Source organism: Paenibacillus sp. YAE3 (assembly GCF_057546105.1).
Genome location: NZ_BAAIYF010000015.1, coordinates 87,490 through 107,590 on the forward strand (window position 1 = coordinate 87,490; position 20,101 = coordinate 107,590).

A 20,101-nucleotide genomic window follows, 5' to 3' on the forward strand; every position below is an offset into this window, starting at 1 on the left:
AAGGTTCTGTTTCCGCTCCGTATATTCCGCTTGACCGGCTATTCTTACTTGGCCAGTTTCGCGAAGTATGCCAATGTGCGAACCAATTGAGCCGTGTAGGACATTTCGTTGTCGTACCAAGCAACGGTTTTTACCAGCTGTTGGTCGCCTACAGTCAGCACTTTGGTTTGAGTTGCGTCGAAGAGCGAACCGAACGTGATGCCTTTGATGTCGGAAGATACGATTTCGTCTTCGGTGTAGCCGTAAGTTTCTGGGTCGGATGCTTCTTTCATGGCTGCGTTGACTTCATCAGCCGTTACTTTCTTGTTCAGAACCGTAACGAGCTCAGTCAGGGAACCTGTTGGTACAGGCACGCGTTGAGCGGCGCCGTCCAGTTTGCCTTGCAGCTCAGGAAGCACCAGGCCGATTGCTTTTGCAGCGCCAGTGGAGTTAGGAATGATGTTCTCGGCAGCGGCGCGAGCGCGGCGGAAGTCGCCTTTTGGATGCGGAGCGTCCAGCGTGTTTTGGTCGCCTGTGTAAGCGTGGATCGTCGTCATCAGGCCGGATACGATGCCGAACTTGTCGTTGAGCGTTTTAGCCATTGGAGCCAGGCAGTTCGTTGTGCAGGAAGCGCCGGAGATAACCGTTTCGGTTCCGTCCAGTGTTTCATGGTTTACGTTGTAAACGATCGTTTTCATGTCGCCTGTCGCAGGAGCGGAGATTACGACTTTTTTCGCTCCGCCTTTCAGGTGAAGCTCGGCTTTTTCTTTCGTCGTGAAGAAACCTGTGCACTCCAGAACGATGTCAACGCCAAGCTCGCCCCAAGGAAGTTCTTCAGGGTTGCGGTTCGCAAGAACTTTGACTTCTTTGCCGTTTACTTTGAAGTAACCGTCATGAACTTCGATGTCCCCGTCGAATTTGCCTTGCGTCGTATCATATTTAAGCAAATGAGCCAACATTTTAGCATCAGTCAAGTCGTTGATTGCTACAACTTCGATGCCTTCCACATTTTGAATGCGGCGGAATGCGAGTCGTCCGATACGTCCAAAACCGTTAATGCCTACTTTTACACTCATTGAATAGTCCTCCCAAAGTTTCTTATTTTGTGAATGTTTGTCATGCCGGCAAGCCGGAAGGCAACATTCATGATTTATTCAAAACAGGCAATTGCGCCTGTGTTGATAACGGGGTTAATGCCCTTCCTTGCCTTGTTCGTCGATCTGCCTGCAGATTTCGACCGCCGCCGCCTCATCCGTCACGAGAATGTCCTCGTGGCCGAACCTCAGCACGGAATGGATGGCCGTCGCTTTGTCTTTCCCGCCGGCAATGCCGATCACGATCTCCGTCCGGATAATGTCCTCCAGCCGGAGGCCCAGCGTAATCATGCGATGAACCACTTCGCCTTGCTCGTTAAAATAATAGCCGAAAGACTCCGCTACCGCGCCTTCCCGCTGAATCTCCTCCGCTGCGGCCGGATCCAGCCTTCTTCTCCGGGTCATCTCCATCGCGTCGCCGATGCCGTGCATGATGATGCGGCACCTGCGGATTACGTCCACGATTTCCTGGATATTGCGGTCCTGCACAAGCGATTGGTAAGCATCGTCGCTCAGCAGATCGGGGACATGCAGCAGCCGGTATTGGGCGCCTACGCGTTTGGCCATGGTCGAAGCGATCGTATTCGCCTGAAACTCCACGCTTTCGCCAAGTCCGCCCCTCGCCGGAACGAACCAGCTGTTTTTCATCGAGACGGAAGCATGCGGATTGAGTTCCTCCGCCACCGCGGCCAGCGTGGAACCTCCCGTGACGGCAATCGTGTCTTCCTGATTCATGACGCCGAGCAGCGCCTTCGCCCCTTCGCGGCCGAGATCGCGCTTCGTCAGCGGCGATGCTTCGCAATCCCCCGGCACGACGACGACCTTCCTCAGGCCGTATGTACGGCGGATTTTCTCGCTCAGCTCGTTCAGTCCGAACAGTTCCTTGGCCATCGGGCCCATCTCTTCCAGCAGCCTTCGCCCAGCTTCGCTGATCCTCATGCCGGAGCTTTCGATTTCGATAAGCCCCTGGGCTTTCAATAGATCCGTCTCGGCGCGCAGCACCCGCTCCGTCATATGCAGCGAGGCCGCCAGCGTACGCCGGCCGATCAGCTCCGAGAGCATGATCTGATGGAGAATGTTGTACCTTGTCTTGAGCACGTCCATGAGATCAGGCAGAAGCTGCTTTTGTATCTCTAATATTTTCCGCATTTGCTCTCCACTCCTGCAACTTCAACTTCCGTCTCTCCTGCTCCCTGGCCCTAAAACGTCCCACGGTAACGATTTAAGTCCCACTTATATTCTACTCAATTTCACCCCTTGTTGCAAGTAGTCCACCGTCTATCCTTCACATTATTCTTTCCTCTTATACAGGCGTTTGCGGGCTATTTTTCACGGTTTCAAAACATCCGCTTGCAATTCCGCAAAATTTATCATATAATAACTCTTGCTGTACGGAATATATGAGGCTGCGGCCTTCCGGAAATCCGATTGAAGCAGCATTTGAAATATGCGCCCGTGGTCCAATGGATATGACGCAGGCCTCCGGAGCCTGAGATCGAGGTTCAATTCCTCGCGGGCGCGCCATTTTATTTTTTAATGAAAAGCATCTACCATATGATTAACCTCAACAACCAAAGCCAATCATGGCTATTTTTTTTGCCCTGAGTTTGACTTTCTTTGACTTTTTGTTCGAAATTGTTTATCATGTGGTTAATACGGTAAGAGTAAGTATAGAATCATCGATAGTTGATCCAAGGACGCTGCAAACATTCAAGGATCGCGTTCGACCGGGAGCGGCATGGACCCGATGGTCCGGCCCGTTGCTTTCCCCGTTGCCCGGCGGTCCGGGACGAAATGTTGCAGCATCCGCATATCCATCTATATAGGGAGGTTTTCCACGTGAGTTATATACCTATGGTCGTTGAACAAAGCAACCGCGGCGAACGCGCCTACGACATCTATTCCCGCCTTTTGAAAGACCGCATCATTTTCCTGGGATCCGATGTCAACGACGTGGTAGCCAATTCGATCATTGCCCAGCTGCTTTTCCTGGCTGCCGAAGACCCTGACAAAGACATCCACCTCTACATCAACAGCCCAGGCGGTTCCATCACGGCCGGCATGGCGATTTTCGATACGATGCAATACATCAAGCCGGATGTGTCCACCATCTGCGTGGGCCTGGCCGCTTCCATGGGCGCGTTCCTGCTGAATGCAGGCGCCAAAGGCAAACGCTACGCGCTGCCGAACAGCGAGATCATGATTCACCAGCCTTTGGGCGGTGCCCAAGGACAAGCAACGGATATCGAAATCCGCGCCCGCCGCATTTTGAAAATGCGCGACACGCTGAACCGTATCCTGGCCGAACGTACAGGCCAACCGCTGGAGCGCATCGAACGCGACACCGACCGCGACTACTTCATGAGCGCGCAGGATGCAGCTGAATACGGCATTATCGATAAAGTGCTTGAGCATCCTCCGGTCAAAAGCGTCTAAACACCATATCTAGATGCAGGACGCCAAGGGCTCCCGAAAAGATCTTTTTTTGATCTTTCGGGAGCCCTTTTTTGCCGCGCCCTGCCGCCGATTCTACCTGTTCTAGCGCAACCGCTCTCATAGGGAATTCGTCATTTGTCCATTGACGAACCCAATATATTGATGTAAAATTCAATTTACCAACTACATATTGATCCCAAACATCATATATAACCTATTACGACTTGCATTCGCCTAAGGACGCAGCGTCGTTTTTTTTGCAAAGATTCGGTAGGAGTGATAGAGTATGCTGGTTGTCTACGATTCCAAGACAGGGAATGTCAGACGTTTCATAAACAAGCTGAATATGCGGAGCGTGTCGATCGCCGAAAAGGATGAAATCGACGAGCCTTACGTGCTCGTGACATACACGACCGGTTTCGGGCAGGTCCCCGAGAAGGTAAAATCGTTCCTGTCCCGCAACAGCAAAATGCTGCGTGGCGTATCGGCCAGCGGGAACCGGAACTGGGGCCCCCGCTTCGCCAAAAGCGCGGACGCGATCTCCGAAATGTACGATGTGCCGATCCTCACGAAATTCGAGCTGTCGGGAACAACGCAGGATATAGAAACTTTTGTTGAAAGGGTGCGGACTATTGAAGCATATTGAATTGAACAACGAATTGATGCAGCGGGGGGCTGACGGTTATTTCCAGCTTTCCAAGGATAAAGAAGCGGTCGCAGCCTTTATGGAAGAAGTCGAGAAGGACACGATGAAGTTCGGTTCCCTCCGGGAAAAACTCGACTACCTGATCCAAAACGACTATTACGAAAACGTGTTTGAAAAATACACGTACGAAGAAGTCGAATCCGTGTTTAACCTGACGGCAAGCAGCGACTTCCAGTTCCAGTCCTACATGGCGATCTCGAAGTTCTACAAGGACTACGCGATGAAGACGAACGACAAAACGATGTACCTCGAGCAGTATCCGGACCGGGTGGCCATCGTGGCCCTGCATCTGGGAGACGGGGACATCGGGAAGGCGCTGCGGATCGCGGAAGCCATGATCGACCAGCGCTTGCAGCCGGCGACGCCGACCTTCCTGAACGCGGGCAAAAGCCGCCGCGGCGAGCTGGTCTCCTGTTTCCTTCTGGAAATGGACGACTCCCTCAACTCGATCAACTACGTGCTCGGAACCTGCATGCAGCTGTCCAAAATCGGCGGCGGCGTGGCGGTGAACCTCTCGAAGCTTCGCGGACGCGGAGAACCGATCAAAGGGGTAGCCGGAGCGGCTAAAGGCATCATGCCCGTGCTCAAACTCATGGAGGATGCCTTTTCTTATGCCGACCAGATGGGCCAACGCAAAGGATCGGGCGCCGGATACTACAACATTTTCGGCTGGGACGTCATCGAATTCCTGGATTCGAAAAAAATCAACGCCGACGAAAAACTGAGAATCAAAACGTTGTCCATCGGACTCATCATTCCGAACAAATTTTATGAGCTTGCCGCTCAAAACAAGCCCCTCGTCGTATTCGGTCCATATTCCGTCTACAAAGCCTACGGCAAACATTTGGACGACCTTGACATGGACGAGATGTACGAGGAGCTGCTTGCCAACGACCAAGTCACCAAAAAAACGGTGATGAGCGCGCGCGACATGCTGACGAAAATCGCTTCCACCCAGCTGGAATCCGGTTATCCTTACATCGTGAACAAAACGAACGCCAACCGCGTGCATGCGCTGAAGGATATCGGCCAGATCAAAATGTCCAACCTGTGCACGGAGATCTTCCAGCTGCAGGAGACGTCGGAAATCAACGACTACGGCATCGAAGACATCATCCGCCGCGACATCAGCTGCAACCTGGCGTCCCTGAACATCGTCAACGTGATGGAACAGCGCAAGGTGAAGGATTCCGTCCATGTCGGCATCGAAGCCTTGACGGTGGTCAGCGACCTGTCCAAGATCGAAAACGCCCCAGGCGTACAGCGCGCGAACAGCGAGCTGCATTCCGTCGGACTCGGAGCCATGAATTTGAACGGTTACCTTGCGAAAAACAAAATCGCCTACGAAAGCGCGGAAGCCAGAGAGTTCGCCAGCACGTTTTTCATGATGATGAACTTCTACTCCATCGAAAAAAGCATGGAGATCGCCCGCGACCGCGGCGTTACGTTCAAGGATTTCGAAAAATCCGAATACGCCAAAGGCACGTACTTCGACAAGTATCTCGAGACGGACTTCCGTCCGACGTCTGAACGCGTTCAGAAGCTGTTTGAAGGCATCGAAATCCCAACTCCAGAGGATTGGGCCCGCCTGAAGGAGCAAGTGCAAAAACACGGCTTGTACCATGCCTACCGTTTGGCAATTGCGCCGACGCAAAGCATTTCGTACATCCAAAACGCCACGTCCAGCGTCATGCCGATCGTCGAACACATCGAAACGCGTACATACGCAAATTCGACGACCTACTATCCGATGCCGTTCCTGAGCGCGGAGACGCAGTGGTACTACAAATCGGCCTACAACATCGACCAGTTCCGCCTGATCGACATGATCGCCGCGATTCAGCAGCACGTGGATCAAGGCATTTCGACCGTACTTCATGTCAACAGCACCGTGTCGACCCGCGAGCTGTCCCGTTTTTACGTATACGCCGCCCAGAAGGGGCTCAAATCGCTTTATTACACCCGGACGAAAAAGCTGTCCATCGAAGAGTGCACAAGCTGCGCAGTCTAAAAAATTGATCATACGGCAAGGCAATCGCAGGGACCTCGGGTCCCTCGTTGCCTTCTTAATATAAAGGAGCTATCGCCTAATGAAAGCAGTAAACTGGAACCGGCCGGACGACGATTTTACGTTGATGTTCTGGCAGCAAAACATTATGCAGTTCTGGACCGACGACGAAATCCCCCTGTCCGACGACAAAATGGACTGGATCAAAATGACGGACGACGAGCGTACGGTCTACAAGCATGTCCTCGGCGGCTTGACGCTGCTTGACACGCTGCAGGGCGGCGTAGGCATGCCGAAGATCCTGGAGCATGTCGAAGGGCTGCAGCGCAAGGCTGTACTCGGCTTCATGTCCATGATGGAGCAGATCCATGCCAAATCCTACAGCAGCATTTTCACGACGCTCGCCTCGACGGAGGAAATCGACGCGATTTTCCGCTGGGTCGAAGAAAACGAGCAGCTGCAGTTCAAAGCGAAGCAAATCGAGTCCTGGTACAAAAACATCAACTCCGATCAGGACCTGTACCGGGCCATGGCCGCTTCGGTTTTCCTGGAAAGCTACCTGTTCTACAGCGGCTTCTTCTATCCGCTCTATCTCGCCGGCCAAGGCAAAATGACGAGCAGCGGCGAAATCATTGACCTCATCATCCGGGACGAGAGCATACACGGCCTGTACGTCGGCCTGCTCGCCCAAGAGCTGTTCCAGACGTTTACCCCTGAGGAACAAGCTCAGCTGCAAAAAGAGCTGTATGAGCTGCTGGAGACGCTGTATCAGAACGAGGTCGTCTACACCGATGCATTGTACGCTCCGATCGGTTTGCAGGAGGAAGTCAAAACCTACGTCCGCTATAACGCCAACAAAGCGCTGATGAACCTCGGCTTCGAGCCTCATTTCCCTGAAGAGCCGATCAACCCGATCGTGTTTAACGGCATCAGCACGCATACGAAGCAGCACGACTTTTTCTCGAAAAAAGGCAACGGCTACGTGCGCGCGATCAACATCGAACCGCTGTCCGACGAGGACTTCATTTTTAACGTATAATTCCAATAACGAAAGCCCGCTATGCTATGCATAGCGGGCTTTTTTTAATCTATAAGAGTTAACTTTCACGACGGTCACACGTATTCAACAAAGCGGGAAGGGATATTACCCTATGCCGCTTTTTCCCGAAACTCTAAACCGTTATTTAAACGCCGCGAACGGGTCGGTTCCTTTCGGAAGCAGCTCGCCGAAGCTGAAGGCATACGTCGGAAAACCTGCCGCGTAAGGCGCGATTTCGTACTGCTGGTAGAAGATTGCGAAACCTCCCTCTTTTAGATAGAAATCGGGTTGGTCCTTCAGGCCGGCGGTAACGTCGCTAAATGCCGTGTCCTTCGTTTTTTGCTTCAGCATGCGATCGAGTTTTTGCTTGTAATCCGGCGCGGCCTTCAGCAGATCGTCCAATCCGAGCTGTTTGCCGTCCTTCAGGGAGAAGGTCAGGCCTTCACGGAACGTGCCGCCGTGCGCGCCGCCCGTGTAGCCGTATTGGTCCGTGACGATGCTCAGCACTCCCTCGCGGTTAAACGTTACCGCAAAGTTTTGCACGAAGTCGTACGTGTGTTCGATCTTGCCGTCCCGATGGCTTGCCTGCTCCTCGCTGCTTTTTGCGAATTGCTCCGCTTTTTCCTTAAATACGGCATTGATCTTCTGCTCTACGTCCTCGCCAAGCCCTCTCACTTTCGGATAATGGATGACGATGCTCGCGTTTTTGTTGGTTTTCGTGACCGTTTCGCTTGTGATGCCGATTTTGTTCATCGTCTGCTTGCCGAGTTCCAGGGACTTCAGGGAAGGATTCCACGTCCCCTTGATGCCCATATAATCGCCCAGAAGCTTGAAAGGCACGTACAAGTGGCCGTTCAGGTTCTTTGCCTCATACTGGTCGCTGCCGCTGTTATCGTAAATGGAGTAGCCGTTCAGATTGGTGCTGACGCCGTAATCGGATACCTCCAGATTCAGCTTCATGATGCCGCTGCCGACGCTGTACGTTTTCGTTCCCGGATTATAATGAAGCGGCAGGCCCAATGCGTCGCGAAGCACCGTGATCGGAATCATCGTGTTGCCGTTGACGATTTTCCCCTGCTGCGTCAGCGTTTTGCCGTTAGCCTTCAGCGTTACCGCAGGCTGGGCGTTTTGCTTGGCTGCCGTTTTGCCTGCAGGAGCCGCCTGCACGTTTCCTCCCGTTACGCTTGCTCCGCCAAACAGCACGCCGGCGGCCAGCACGGCCGCTCCCCACTTCATTCCTTTGTTCATCCTTAAAATCCCCTCTCTCCACACATTGCCGTATATGCTAGTCATATGAACGATTACTTTTATTACCCATGGAACGATTATATAAAACTTGCCATGGCAATAGATGACAAACACGGTTACAGTATTGTCGTTAACCATAGGAAAAAGTATAAATTTGTTCATTTCTCCGGCTTTGTTTGGGAGCCGCTGCTCTGCCGATGTTTATTTGGCCCGGGGACGCCGGTTATAGCCCTTCTCGTCGTAAGGCTGAAGTTTTTCCAGCCACGCTTTCTCCATCTGGGCCACCTTTTCCTTGTATACCCTCTGCTGCTCGAGATCGTTGGGCGACTGCGGGTCGGGGCGCAGCTCCTCCAAAATTTCGAAGGCAAAGGCATCCTCGCCAAGCTCTTTCCAATCCTTTTGCAATTCGGGACTGACGTGGTAGTTCGAAGCCAGCTTCGCCTTCTGGCCGTTTATCGCGCCGGGCATGTTGGTGCTGCTGGTCACGTAGATTTTGCCGCTTTGCTTGTTGCGGATTTGAAACACCCCCATCGGACGCGGCGTGTTCATATATTCGTTGACCAATTCTTTTCTGCGTTGTTGGTCCTTCATGTTTTTCTTCCCCTTTCCTTGGTTTTCAGGCTGTTTGGCCCAATATTGGCTTCCGTCCGGCTTGCGGTCCAAAAAACCGTATTCGATTAAAAATCTGCGCAGCGTGACGTAATCCCCGAAACGGGCTTCCAGGATCTGATTTACCTCATGCTCCGTATAGGTATGCCCTGCCTCGAAATCGCCGGCAATGTGACTCAGCACGGCCAGCCTGCGTTTCTCCTGCTTCGGAAACGAAGTCAGCGGGCCTTCCGGCCCGGCCGTAAAATATTTGCTTATGATCTTCTCCCGTTCGTCTTCGGATATGCCCGGCGCTCCCGGCAGCTTGGACTGGGATGGCTTGGATGGGATGGAAGCCGTCCGGCCGGCATTTTTTCCGCCTTCCTCCATCAGCTCCATGACCGCCAGAAACAATTTGGCCTGCTTCATTTTCTCGCGCAGCATAAAACGGTGGTTGCGGATCGTGGAAGTGCTCCCTCCGTCCAACTCGGCAATGATGTCGTGATCTGTGAGCCCCTGATGGAAATAACCGATCAGCTTGCGCTGCAAATCGGTCAGTCCTGTCATTTTTTTATCCAGGCTAAGCAAGTAATCGAGCATGGAATGATGTTGTTGCTGAATGTGGCGGCGCATCGATTTTTCCGCTTCGTAGAACACGCCCGCTTCCTGGTAGACGATCCCCTTTTCCGTTTGGTATCCGCAGACAAGGCATGTGTACGTGTCCAGCAGGGAATCCTCTTTGTACCCCCTCTTCAAATCATGAATATCCGCATTCAGCAATTCATCCGAAACGCTTTCCACCAATAAACAACCTCCTGAATTATTTATTATATATTAGACATTTTATATTATTGTCTATGTTTTATCAAATTTCCTTTTGTTTCAGCACGCAAAAAGCCCCTTTCCTGATGGAAAGGGGCCTTGTTTCATATGCTTTAATCACGATTGACGGTTATTCCCGCCCGCTTTTCAGTTCGGTCCAGTAACGGTCGTAGACCTGAAGGGTCTCGCCGACGTCGCCGAGCCATTCGGTGCGTTTCAGTTCTTCTTCGGACAGGTTGATCATATGGTTGTTGCGGTATTCTTCACTGTGATAAGGCATCGCCTTGGCGTTCGGATCGCTGTAGCCGATGGACTCGTAGTTTTTAGCGCTCACCTGCGGATCCAGCATGTAGTTGATGAATTTTTCGGCCAGCTCCTTGTTTTTCGCGCCTTTCGGAATCGCGTAGTTATCGGAGAAAATCGTCGATCCTTCCTTCGGAACCACGTATTCGATATCCGGATTATCCTTGACGATGAAAGCGGCGTCGCCGGACCATACCGTGCCGATCCAGCCTTCCTCTTGAATCATCTTTTGCTTGATCGTGTCCGTATCAAAGGCCAGGACGCTCGGCACCAGCTTTTTCAGATCGTCAACGGCGGCTTTGATTTCGCCTTCGTTGGTCGTGCTGTTCGAATGCCCCTGTTTTTTCAGCGCCATGCCGATGACCTCGCGGTTATCGTCCAGCAGCAGCACTTTCCCTTTGTAGGCAGGGTTCCACAGGTCTTCCCAGCTGTCGATTTTGTCCTTCACGTATTTTTTGTTATACGCGATCCCGGTCACGCCGGACATGTAGACGATCGAATATTTGTTGCCCGGATCAAACGCCGGATTTTTCAGCGACTCCTGAATGTTGGCGAAGTTCGGGATGTTCTTCATGTCGAGCGGCTCGAGCAGCTGGTTTTTGATCATCGTGGCCACCATGTAATCGGATGGTTGGATCAGATCATAGCCGCCTCCGCCTGCTTTGATTTTGGCCAGCAGGTCCTCATTGTTTGCATAGGTGTCGTACGTAATATCGACGTTGTACTTGTTTTCGAAGTCCTTCAGCACGTCCTCGTCGAAATTGTCCGCCCAACTGTAAATATGAAGCGACTCCTTGGAGGAACAGCCCCCCATAGCGGTCAATGACAATGCGGCAATAGCCCCTGCCAGCAGCAAGCCGGCGATACCCTTTCTTTTCACAGTTACATATCTCCTCTCTTTCCGTTACTCCGTTTTTTAATTGGAAATGATGCGGTTCCCCGCCAGGATCGTTGTTAAATCGGAAGCATTTTGTGTTTTTTCTGCCCTTTGCCGCGGTTCAAAATAAACTGCGCAAGCAGGATCAGCACGACGCTCACCAAAATCAGCAGCGTACACAGCGCGTTGATCTCGGGCGAGATGCCCCGCTTGACCTGTCCGTAAATATAAATCGGCAGCGTGGTCGAGCTTGGGCCTGCGACGAAAAAGCTGACCATAAAATCGTCGAGGGACATCGTGAAGGCGATCAGCGCCCCGGAGACGATGCCCGGCATAATTTGCGGCAGCGTTACGTACCGGAACGTCTGCCAGCCGGTGGCGCCGAGATCGGAGGCGGCTTCCTCAAGCTGACGGCCCATGCCCGCAAGCCGCGCGGTGACGACCACGTACACGTAGGACATGCTGAACGTAATGTGGGCAATAATGACCGTCGCTTTGCCAAGCGGGATATGCATTTGGCTGAACAGCACCAGCAGCGACAAGCCCATAATGATGTCCGGGATCACGACCGGCAGGTACATCAGGCTGTTCATGCCGCCTTTCCACCGTTTGCCCACGTTCCGGAGCGACAAGGCCGCCAGCGTCCCCAGCAGCGTGGCCACGACCGTGGAAACGACCGCAACCGTCAAGCTGTTCGTGAGCGCCTCCATGACATGCCGGTTATCCAGCAGCGAGGCGTACCATTCAAAGGTAAATCCCTTCCAGTCTCCGCTTAACCTCGTATTGTTAAACGAGTACACGATGATAAGCAAAATCGGCACATAGATAAAAATCATCAGCAGCAGCGAATGAAGCCCCAAGAGGGGATGGCTTTTCTTTTTCATGCGGTCCCCTCCTTTGCACGGTCGGCCCTCGACTGCATGGCCCGGTTAAACAACAGGATCAGAATCAGCGACGTGACCACGAAAATAATGGACAAGGCCGAACCGAACGGCCAGTTGCGCGCCCCCAGATACTGCGACTGGATGATGTTGCTGATCATCATCGATTTCGCGCCTCCCAAAATGTCCGTGACGACGAACATCCCCGATGTGGACACGAAGACGAGCACGCAGCCCGTCATGATGCCGGATTTGCTCTGGGGCAGCGTAATGTGGCGGAACGCTTTCCAGCGCGTCGCCCCAAGATCGCTGGCCGCATCCAGCAGCCGCTTGTCCATCTGCTCCAGCGCCACGTAAATCGGCAGCACCATAAACGGTATGAAGTTGTATACCATGCCGAGCAGCACGGCCCCCTTGGTATACAGCATCTGCATCGGCTCGTGGATCCAGCCGAAATGCAGCAGGACCGAATTCACGATGCCCTGTGTCCGCAGCAGCAGCACCCAGGCATACGTCCGGATCAGGAAATTGATCCAGAACGGAATCGTGATGAGGATCAGTCCCCAGGTTTGGATTCTAGGCGTTGCATTCGCAATGTAATAAGCCAGCGGGTAGCTGACGAGCAAGCAAACGACCGTCGTTACGACGGACAACACGAGCGTATCCCAATAGATTCCGAGATACAGCGAATCAAAAAAAGTCTTGTATCCCGTCAAGCTGAAGGGAAAGACAACATTGCCCAGCGTGTCGCGGCTTAGAAAAGAAACGACCACCACGATGAGCATCGGAATCAGCAGAAACAATGCCGCCCAAAGCAGTACGGGTACCATCAAAAACTTCGACTTGTTCATGCCCCGATAACCACCTCGTCCTTCGGACTCCAGTTCACCCCGATCCGCTCGCCGATTTGCCATGGTCTTTCGTCCGTGAAATCCAGGGCGATCGTCACCGACATCGGTTCTTGGTCGAGTTGGACCGTCAGCTTATGCACGTTGCCGAGGTACAGCACGTCCTGAATGACCCCCGTCACGCGGGCGCCTTCCGTCTCGCGCACCGGACGAAGTTTCTCCGGCCGGACGGCAAAAAGCCCTTCGTTCGAAGAAAAAATGTTGTTTTCCCCTACAAAGGTCGCGGCGAACAAGGTTTTAGGCGTAGCGTAAATTTCCCTTGGCGTCCCCACCTGCTCGACTCGGCCGCCGTTCATGATGACGATCCGGTCGGACAGCATCATCGCCTCTTCCTGGTCATGCGTGACATAAACAAACGTAATGCCCAGTGAGCGCTGCAAATGTTTCAGCTCGGACTGCAGGTTTTTGCGCAGCTGCAAATCCAGCGCGCCAAGCGGCTCGTCGAGCAGCAGCACCTTCGGCTTGTTGGCGATGGCGCGGGCGATGGCGACGCGCTGCTGCTGTCCGCCGGAGAGCTGGTGCGGATAACGCGAGGTCAGCGCCGTCAGCTGCGTCATCGCGACCGCTTCTTCGATCCGTTTCTTCTGCTCGTCCTTCGGAATTTTTTTCATTTTCAGCCCGAAGGCGATATTTTCTTCGACCGTCATGTGCGGAAACAGCGCGTAGTGCTGGAATACGAGATTCAAATCCCGCTGGTTCGGCGGCAGTTTCGTGACATTCTGACCTGCCAATACGACGTCGCCATGGGTCGGTTGCTCAAAACCGGCAATCATGCGAAGTATCGTCGTCTTGCCGCAGCCGCTGGGACCGAGCAGAGTCAGGAACTCTCCCTCCTCGATGTTCAGCGACAGCGGATGCACGACGATTTGTCCGTCAAAATGCTTTTCAACCTGGACAAGATCAATCAAGGTGCATAACCCCCTATCGGTGCTTCAGGATTCCTGGAATCCGGCTTTTTATGAAAATATCATGGAAATCAAAACATGCTAAGAAAAAAAAGCCATATCCATGGGTATGGCTTACCAGGCTCAAACGCTTCAATATTCGAAAGTTTCGCCGGTGATTCCGGCAATCCTCTTGCAAATTACAGAAATTCGCATATTCACTATACCGTTTTTTCCCCTTGGGTACAACACTTTTCTATAGGATTCGACAGGAAAAAGCTACATATGTACATTTCACGAAAAAACCGCCCCTTCCCGGCGAGCAGATGTATGCTCACCGAAAACAGGGCGGTCGATCTCCGCATGTTCGCGGTTACTTCAATTCATATTGCACGCTGAGCTGCGTCGAAACTTTCACTTCGCCAGGGGAAACGGCCGTGGTGTTCGCGGAATCGGCTGCGGCAGCGACGGACATTTTCGCTTCGTTGAAGATAACCGGATTGCTGACATCCCCTTGGCTGACGACAAGCACCATGCCGAGCTGGCGTTTGGCCGCTTTGGCAATCGCCCCGGCTTTCAGGTCGGCGTTGGCCATCGCTTTTTGAATGACTTGCTCTTCATACTGGTCGCGGTTTTCTACGGAGAATATCACATTGTCGATGTTATTCGCTCCGGCTTCGGAAGCATCGTCCAGAAGTTTGCCTACTTTGGAGAGATCGCGGTAGGAAACTTGAAGCGTGTGATGCGCCGTGTATCCCTTGACCTTTTGGCCTTCCTTGTCATTGTAAGTGTAGTTCGGCTGTACGTAGAAAGATACGCTTTGAATGTCCTTGTCCTCGATTTTCCACGTGTTTTTCAACAGATTGGTGATTTTCTGGATTTTTTCGGCATTGGCCTTTTGCGCGCTTTGGGCCGTTTCCGCCTGGGTATCCACACCGATCGACAAATACGCGATGTCCGGTTTGACCGAAATTTCGCCTTTGCCGACAACGTTAACGACGTTGCGCTGCACATCCTGATCCGCGTACGCGGTGGACGTCCCTGCGATGCCGGCCGCGCCGGCTCCCCCCATCAGCAAAGCGCCTGCAATCAGTACCGAACCTACGGGCTTGATCCATGTTTTCATTTTCATTGACCTCCTCATCATATCGAACAGTATTCCCAGGCGGACGCCTTCTTTTGGCGTTCACCTGATTTGTCTACTAGACGAGCGAGAGGGTGGAAAATGTTGCAGGTACGAATCTTTTTTTATCATAGATTTTTGCGGATTTTTTGCACGGGTTCTGCACGGAAATTCGGGGCCCTATCGGCTTCAGACCAATTCCTGCAGGCTGCCCTGCGCTTTTTTGATGCTTTGCAGGCTGTTTTCGTTGTTGCGCAGCAGGGATTGGAGCGTTGCGGTCAGCTGCTGCATGGCTGCGGAGGTCTGCTCGTTCACGGACGCCAAATGCGTCGTCGATTCGTCGATCGAACCCGAGAATACGGCGATTTCCCGGATGTTTCCTCGGTAGCCGTTCGATACGTTCAGAAGCGCCGCCACCGACTGCTCGATGGACCTGAAGGCTTCCAGCGTCTCCTCCGTCAGCACGCTGCTTTTTTGCATCCGTTCCGCAACCTGCCCCATGCGCTGAATCGTTTCGTTCATCAGGCTGGAGAAGCCGCCCATCTCCGATTGGATTTTCTCCGCCGAGCCCGATGCCACTTCGGCCAGCTTGCGGATTTCCTTGGCAACCACCGCAAAACCCGCCCCGTGTTCGCCCGCTCTCGCCGCTTCGATGCTGGCATTCAAAGACAACAGGTTCGTTTGGTTCGCGATTTCCTGGATGGTGTGGCTGAATTCCGACGTCCGCTGCACCCTCTCGGTTAAGCTTTGGATGTCGGCCGACATGGCATCGATCTGCTCTTTGAAGTCCAGGATCGCTTCGTTCAGCAGATCGACCTTTTCTTTGCCCGACTCGGACAACCGGTTCGTTTCCCCCGTTTGCTCAAGCAGCGTTTCGGCGGATGCGGTCATCTGTTTGACCATCATGTTCATCTGTTTGACCGATTCATTAATCGCATAAGTCGAATCTACCTGCGCCGTGGCGCCGCTTGAAATTTCCTGGAACGCGACGTTCATTTCCTCGAAGGACGCCATGTTGTCTTCGACGCCGTGCGTGATGTCGGCCATGCTGGCCGTGACCAGCGTCACATGCTCCACCAATCGCTCCCTCTGCTCCTGCTGTTCGGCCAGCAGACGTTCGCTTTGCTCGCGCGCTTCCTTCGTCTTTTTCATCAGCGTATTGGTAAGCCGCAGCAACAGAATGACCATGACCGACACGATGGCCATCATCAAAATCGCGGACTGCCTGTCCCGGGCCGGCATGACGATGCCGGTATCGGCGGTCACCAGATAAACCGTAATCAATAACGAATACAGGAGAGCGATCGAAGTAACGGCAAGGCGAAGCGTGATCAGCGCAAGAACGATCAAGTAATAAACCGCGAACAGAGTGGCGATCGTGGGCAGCACGAACGTTTGAATGGCAACGTTCACGGCCATGCCGAACACGCTCAGGTACGCAATATGCCGGATATGTTGTTTCCGAAAATGAAAATAAGCGAAAGCGGCGACCGACAACAGGTTGATCAAAAGACCCAGATTGGGCCAGCTGAAGACGCGGGACGCATCCATCGTCGTAAACGCAAAAAATGCCGAGATTGCCGCGGCAACCAGCAGAATCTTGTTTCGGTCATGAATGTCCTTTTCCTCGTACGATAAGGCCTTGCGGGCGTCCGTGCCTTCCCCTGAGGCGGCAAACCCCTGTTGATTTCTCCATTTCCCCATACCTTTGGTGACTCCTTTATCTATTGTTATTTGCAAAAAGAGCGCTGCGCCATGGAACATGCAGCTATAGTATGATATCGGTTTTCATGTCACTTTTTGTAAGAGATAATGGGAAAATACGGATGCCCGTAAAACGCAAAACAGCCTTCTCTTCAAGCTGAAGAAAGGGCTGTGCTTTTCTTGGACATGACCGCAAAGCGGTTCATCCCCATCGTATGAATGAAACGGTTTATTGGTTTTCGAGTTCTTCTTTGCCTACAAGGCTTACTAAAGCGTTTACAGCCTGATCTGCGTCCGCACCTTCGGCGCTGATGATAATTTCCGTACCCGAACTGATTGCAAGGCTCATAATTCCCATGATACTCTTGGCATTCACTTTTTTATCATCTTTTTCCACGAAAATTTCGGACGAGTATTTATTCGCTTCTTGGACGAACAACGCTGCCGGTCTTGCATGTAGGCCCGTTTTCAGGCGGACGACTACCGGATGCTTTGTCATGGAAACCTTACCCCCTATTTAAGAAATCTGCATAGTTCTCATACCATATTTGGTAACATTATAACATTATAACATGAACGACACTAGAAGAAAAAACTAGCCGTTCCGAATCTTCTCGGCCATCTCGTCGATCTTGCGCAGCCGGTGGTTGACCCCGGATTTGCTGACCGTTCCTTTCAGAAGCTCGCCGACTTCCTTCAGGTTCATGTCCGGATGCGCCAGGCGGATTTCGGCAACCTCCCGCAGCTTGTCGGGCAGGTTTTCAAGGCCCACCTCTTTCTGCAGAAGCTTGATGTTGTCGATTTGCCGGACGGCGGCACCGATCGTTTTGTTCAGGTTGGCCGTTTCGCAGTTGACGATCCGGTTTACCGAATTGCGCATATCCCGCATGATGCGGACATCCTCGAATTTGAACAGTGCTTGATGCGCCCCGATCAGGCTCAAAAACTCGATGATTTTCTCGCCTTCCTTAATGTAAAGGACAAATCCCTTTTTGCGCTCGATAAAGCGGGCATTCAGCTGAAACTCATTCGCCAGGTCCACCAAAGCCTTGCAGTGCTCTTCGTACATGGAGGAGATCTCCAAATGGTAGGAGGAACCCTCCGGATTGTTCACCGAGCCGCCGGCCATGAATGCTCCGCGCAAATAGGCGCGTTTGCAGCAGTTCTTTTTGACCAGATCCGGATGAATGTCTGCACGGAACAAAAAGCCTTCCGAAACAATTCTCAGCTCTTTCAGTATTTCCTGAACGCGGGCCGGAATACGGACAATGTACACATTATTTTTCTTCAGGCGCATTTTTTTGCGGACCAGCAGTTCGGTATGGGCCTGAAAATGCTTTTTGATCAGCGTATAGATCCGTCTGGCGATCGCTGCGTTTTCCGTCGAGATATCTAAAATGACCTTCTTGTTCGAAAGCTGGACGGCCCCGTTCATGCGGATCAGTGCCGACAACTCGGCCTGTTCGCAGCAGGTGTCTGCTTCGATCATGGTCAATTCTTTTTTCGTCAGCGCCGCAAACGACACGGGTCTCACCTCTTTCGTAAAATCCAGTCCTGTACAAGCTGGTAAATATGCTGGCTCAGCTTGTCGGCGTCATGCCGAAGATACGTCCGGAAAAGCACCAGCGTATCGGCAATGACCTTGTATCCGAGGCTTGTGACCTCGTCGTAGTCCAGTTCGACCGGCTTTGCGCCTTTTTCGGCGTATTTATGCTGAACCTGGGGAGGGATGTCCCCGCTATTTACAATAACATAATCAAACAAGTGTTTGCCAACATGGTCGTGAATCGCCTGAAGATGGTCGCTGACGGTGTACCCGTCCGTTTCTCCCGGCTGGGTCATCACGTTGCACACGAAAATTTTGATGGCTTCCGATGCCATGACCGCTTCCGCAAGCTTCGGAACCAGAAGATTCGGCAGAATGCTGGTATACAGGCTGCCCGGACCGATCAGAATCGCGTCCGCCTCCTCGATGGCCGCTACGGCCTCCGGCAGCGGTTCAACCTCCGAAGGCGTCAGGAACACCCGTTTGATCCGTCCGCCCGCTTCCGGGATCTTCGATTCGCCGGTCACGATCGTGCCGTCCTCCATCTCCGCCGACAGCACCACCGCCTCGTCGGCTGCGGGCAGCACGCGCCCCCGCACCGCGAATACGCGGCTCAGTTCCCGCACTGCCGTGACAAAGTCCCCGCTGATGTCCGTCATTGCGGCCAGGATCAGGTTGCCGAGGCTGTGTCCGGCAAGTCCGGAGCCGCTGCTGAAGCGGTATCTCATCATTTCGGACATGAGCGGCTCGACATCGGCCAGCGCCGTCAGGACGTTGCGGATATCGCCGGGAGGCGGCATTTGCAGCTCGCTGCGGAGAATGCCCGAACTCCCCCCGTCGTCCGCCACCGTGACGATCGCCGTGATGTCAAGCGGCATTTCCTTTAAGCCCCGCAGCATCACGGACAGGCCGGTGCCTCCGCCCATGACCACGATCCGCGGACGCTCTCTTTTTTGTACAGCCACTCTCATCACTTCCACTCTCATTAATGCCGATCACGTTCAGAATCGCGGTGACTGACCGAAACCGACTCCGTTTCGCTGGCGCCCAGCATTTTGCCCAAATATTCGGCGATCGCCACCGACCGGTGTTTCCCGCCGGTGCATCCGATGCCGATAATGACCTGGCTTTTGCCTTCCTTCCGGTACTGCGGGATCAAAAAGTGGAGCATATCCAGCAGCTTGGTCAGGAACGCTTGGGTTTCGGGCCATTTCATCACATAATCGTAGACCTCGGTGTCCTGCCCGGTCCGCGGCCGGAGATTCTCCACATAGTGGGGATTAGGCAGGAAACGGACGTCAAACACCAGATCGGCATCAATCGGAATGCCGTATTTGAAGCCGAACGAGGTGATATTGACCGATAGCGTGTTGCCTTCCAAATGGGAAAAGCGCGAAATGATTTTCTCCTTCAGCTGCGCCGGTTTCATGCTGCTCGTGTCGAGCACGACGGTCGCGGAGCTTTTAAGCTCCTCCAGCATTTTGCGCTCCAGGCGGATCCCGTCGAGCGGCATGCCTTCGGGAGCCAGCGGATGCCGCCGCCGGGTTTCCTTATAGCGCTGCACCAGCACCGAATCCGTCGCCTCGAGAAACAGGATTTCGCAACGGATCGTAAAATGGTCCTTGATATAGTCCAAAGATTCGGATAATGCCGTAAAAAACTCGCGTCCGCGCAGGTCGATGACCAGCGCCACCTTTGCGATTTTGCCTTTCGACTGTTCGATCAGCTCGGCAAATTTCGGGATCAGCACGGGAGGCAGGTTATCGACGCAAAAAAAACCGAGATCCTCCATGCTGCGTACCGCCAGCGTCTTTCCGGCACCCGACATGCCTGTAATAATGACCAGGGTGGCCATGCCAGGCGCGTTGTTTTCACCCTCGAGCATCAGCGTTTCCTCCCTTGGTTTGGTACTTGCACAGGCAACCTCGACGATAAGGGTCTGCCCCGGGTCCATT

General features: G+C 53.1%; 18 protein-coding genes and 1 tRNA gene. 5 read left to right on the forward strand and 14 right to left on the reverse strand.

Annotated features, from left to right (window positions below):
* Positions 1-44: 44 nt before the first annotated feature.
* Together gap and AC27KL_RS23965 are read right to left on the reverse strand one after the other, a co-directional pair.
* Positions 45-1,055, reverse strand: a complete 1,011-nt coding sequence (gap, locus tag AC27KL_RS23960) for a type I glyceraldehyde-3-phosphate dehydrogenase (protein ID WP_212950625.1) — start codon at positions 1,053-1,055, stop codon at positions 45-47.
* Positions 1,056-1,169: 114 nt separating this feature from the next.
* The gene (locus AC27KL_RS23965; protein ID WP_487171345.1) at positions 1,170-2,222 is read right to left on the reverse strand and encodes a sugar-binding transcriptional regulator; all 1,053 of its coding nucleotides are present in this window, start codon (positions 2,220-2,222) and stop codon (positions 1,170-1,172) included.
* A gap of 300 nt (positions 2,223-2,522) precedes the next feature.
* On the opposite strand from AC27KL_RS23965, the gene AC27KL_RS23970 reads away from it, so the two are divergent.
* The 5 genes from AC27KL_RS23970 (at position 2,523) to nrdF (ending at position 7,262) form a co-directional block, all read left to right on the forward strand.
* Positions 2,523-2,597: transfer RNA gene (locus AC27KL_RS23970), tRNA-Arg, on the forward strand.
* Between the two features lie 315 nt (positions 2,598-2,912).
* On the forward strand, positions 2,913-3,509 hold the full coding sequence (gene clpP, locus AC27KL_RS23975; protein WP_487171346.1) for an ATP-dependent Clp endopeptidase proteolytic subunit ClpP: 597 nt from the start codon (positions 2,913-2,915) through the stop codon (positions 3,507-3,509).
* A 286-nt stretch (positions 3,510-3,795) separates the two neighbouring features.
* Entirely contained in the window at positions 3,796-4,155 is a 360-nt protein-coding gene (nrdI, locus tag AC27KL_RS23980) for a class Ib ribonucleoside-diphosphate reductase assembly flavoprotein NrdI (protein WP_487171347.1), read from the forward strand.
* On the forward strand, positions 4,142-6,226 hold the full coding sequence (gene nrdE / locus AC27KL_RS23985; RefSeq protein ID WP_487171348.1) for a class 1b ribonucleoside-diphosphate reductase subunit alpha: 2,085 nt from the start codon (positions 4,142-4,144) through the stop codon (positions 6,224-6,226). Before nrdI ends, nrdE begins: the two co-directional genes overlap by 14 nt.
* A gap of 79 nt (positions 6,227-6,305) precedes the next feature.
* A complete protein-coding gene (nrdF, locus tag AC27KL_RS23990; RefSeq protein ID WP_487171349.1) occupies positions 6,306-7,262 on the forward strand; it encodes a class 1b ribonucleoside-diphosphate reductase subunit beta in 957 nt (318 codons plus the stop codon).
* A 141-nt stretch (positions 7,263-7,403) separates the two neighbouring features.
* Here nrdF and AC27KL_RS23995 read toward each other — a convergent pair whose 3' ends face one another.
* The 12 genes from AC27KL_RS23995 to rapZ all read right to left on the reverse strand — a co-directional run bounded on the left by AC27KL_RS23995 (position 7,404) and on the right by rapZ (position 20,031).
* Complete coding sequence (locus AC27KL_RS23995) at positions 7,404-8,510, reverse strand: PdaC/SigV domain-containing protein (protein WP_487171350.1); 1,107 nt, start codon at positions 8,508-8,510, stop codon at positions 7,404-7,406.
* A 201-nt stretch (positions 8,511-8,711) separates the two neighbouring features.
* On the reverse strand, positions 8,712-9,899 hold the full coding sequence (locus AC27KL_RS24000) for a DUF2087 domain-containing protein (protein ID WP_487171351.1): 1,188 nt from the start codon (positions 9,897-9,899) through the stop codon (positions 8,712-8,714).
* A 151-nt stretch (positions 9,900-10,050) separates the two neighbouring features.
* Positions 10,051-11,037, reverse strand: coding sequence for a polyamine ABC transporter substrate-binding protein (locus AC27KL_RS24005; RefSeq protein ID WP_081992445.1), 987 nt, complete (start codon positions 11,035-11,037; stop codon positions 10,051-10,053).
* Positions 11,038-11,177: 140 nt separating this feature from the next.
* Positions 11,178-11,984 (reverse strand): ABC transporter permease, encoded by an 807-nt coding sequence (locus tag AC27KL_RS24010; RefSeq protein WP_036711019.1) that lies wholly within the window; start codon positions 11,982-11,984, stop codon positions 11,178-11,180.
* Complete coding sequence (locus AC27KL_RS24015; protein ID WP_487171352.1) at positions 11,981-12,832, reverse strand: ABC transporter permease; 852 nt, start codon at positions 12,830-12,832, stop codon at positions 11,981-11,983. The genes AC27KL_RS24010 and AC27KL_RS24015 overlap by 4 nt, the downstream gene beginning before the upstream one ends.
* On the reverse strand, positions 12,829-13,797 hold the full coding sequence (locus AC27KL_RS24020; RefSeq protein WP_487171353.1) for an ABC transporter ATP-binding protein: 969 nt from the start codon (positions 13,795-13,797) through the stop codon (positions 12,829-12,831). The genes AC27KL_RS24015 and AC27KL_RS24020 overlap by 4 nt, the downstream gene beginning before the upstream one ends.
* Before the next feature lie 349 nt (positions 13,798-14,146).
* Positions 14,147-14,899 (reverse strand): SIMPL domain-containing protein, encoded by a 753-nt coding sequence (locus AC27KL_RS24025; protein ID WP_487171354.1) that lies wholly within the window; start codon positions 14,897-14,899, stop codon positions 14,147-14,149.
* Between the two features lie 186 nt (positions 14,900-15,085).
* Complete coding sequence (locus AC27KL_RS24030) at positions 15,086-16,600, reverse strand: methyl-accepting chemotaxis protein (protein ID WP_487171355.1); 1,515 nt, start codon at positions 16,598-16,600, stop codon at positions 15,086-15,088.
* A gap of 229 nt (positions 16,601-16,829) precedes the next feature.
* The gene (locus AC27KL_RS24035) at positions 16,830-17,099 is read right to left on the reverse strand and encodes an HPr family phosphocarrier protein (protein WP_036711002.1); all 270 of its coding nucleotides are present in this window, start codon (positions 17,097-17,099) and stop codon (positions 16,830-16,832) included.
* 96 nt (positions 17,100-17,195) lie between these two features.
* On the reverse strand, positions 17,196-18,125 hold the full coding sequence (gene whiA / locus AC27KL_RS24040) for a DNA-binding protein WhiA (protein WP_487171356.1): 930 nt from the start codon (positions 18,123-18,125) through the stop codon (positions 17,196-17,198).
* A 5-nt stretch (positions 18,126-18,130) separates the two neighbouring features.
* Entirely contained in the window at positions 18,131-19,117 is a 987-nt protein-coding gene (locus AC27KL_RS24045) for a gluconeogenesis factor YvcK family protein (RefSeq protein WP_036710995.1), read from the reverse strand.
* A 14-nt stretch (positions 19,118-19,131) separates the two neighbouring features.
* Positions 19,132-20,031 (reverse strand): RNase adapter RapZ, encoded by a 900-nt coding sequence (gene rapZ / locus AC27KL_RS24050; protein ID WP_340996261.1) that lies wholly within the window; start codon positions 20,029-20,031, stop codon positions 19,132-19,134.
* Positions 20,032-20,101: the final 70 nt, after the last annotated feature.

Bases quoted from the DNA above. Each gene is read 5' to 3' on its own strand.
- gap (WP_212950625.1), bottom strand. From the start codon at position 1,055: ATGAGTGTAAAAGTAGGCATTAACGGTTTTGGACGTATCGGACGACTC.
- AC27KL_RS23965 (WP_487171345.1), bottom strand. From the start codon at position 2,222: ATGCGGAAAATATTAGAGATACAAAAGCAGCTTCTGCCTGATCTCATG.
- nrdI (WP_487171347.1), top strand. From the start codon at position 3,796: ATGCTGGTTGTCTACGATTCCAAGACAGGGAATGTCAGACGTTTCATA.
- nrdF (WP_487171349.1), top strand. From the start codon at position 6,306: ATGAAAGCAGTAAACTGGAACCGGCCGGACGACGATTTTACGTTGATG.
- AC27KL_RS23995 (WP_487171350.1), bottom strand. From the start codon at position 8,510: ATGAACAAAGGAATGAAGTGGGGAGCGGCCGTGCTGGCCGCCGGCGTG.
- AC27KL_RS24005 (WP_081992445.1), bottom strand. From the start codon at position 11,037: ATGGGGGGCTGTTCCTCCAAGGAGTCGCTTCATATTTACAGTTGGGCG.
- AC27KL_RS24010 (WP_036711019.1), bottom strand. From the start codon at position 11,984: ATGAAAAAGAAAAGCCATCCCCTCTTGGGGCTTCATTCGCTGCTGCTG.
- AC27KL_RS24015 (WP_487171352.1), bottom strand. From the start codon at position 12,832: ATGAACAAGTCGAAGTTTTTGATGGTACCCGTACTGCTTTGGGCGGCA.
- AC27KL_RS24025 (WP_487171354.1), bottom strand. From the start codon at position 14,899: ATGAAAACATGGATCAAGCCCGTAGGTTCGGTACTGATTGCAGGCGCT.
- AC27KL_RS24030 (WP_487171355.1), bottom strand. From the start codon at position 16,600: ATGGGGAAATGGAGAAATCAACAGGGGTTTGCCGCCTCAGGGGAAGGC.
- AC27KL_RS24035 (WP_036711002.1), bottom strand. From the start codon at position 17,099: ATGACAAAGCATCCGGTAGTCGTCCGCCTGAAAACGGGCCTACATGCA.
- AC27KL_RS24045 (WP_036710995.1), bottom strand. From the start codon at position 19,117: ATGAGAGTGGCTGTACAAAAAAGAGAGCGTCCGCGGATCGTGGTCATG.
- rapZ (WP_340996261.1), bottom strand. From the start codon at position 20,031: ATGCTCGAGGGTGAAAACAACGCGCCTGGCATGGCCACCCTGGTCATT.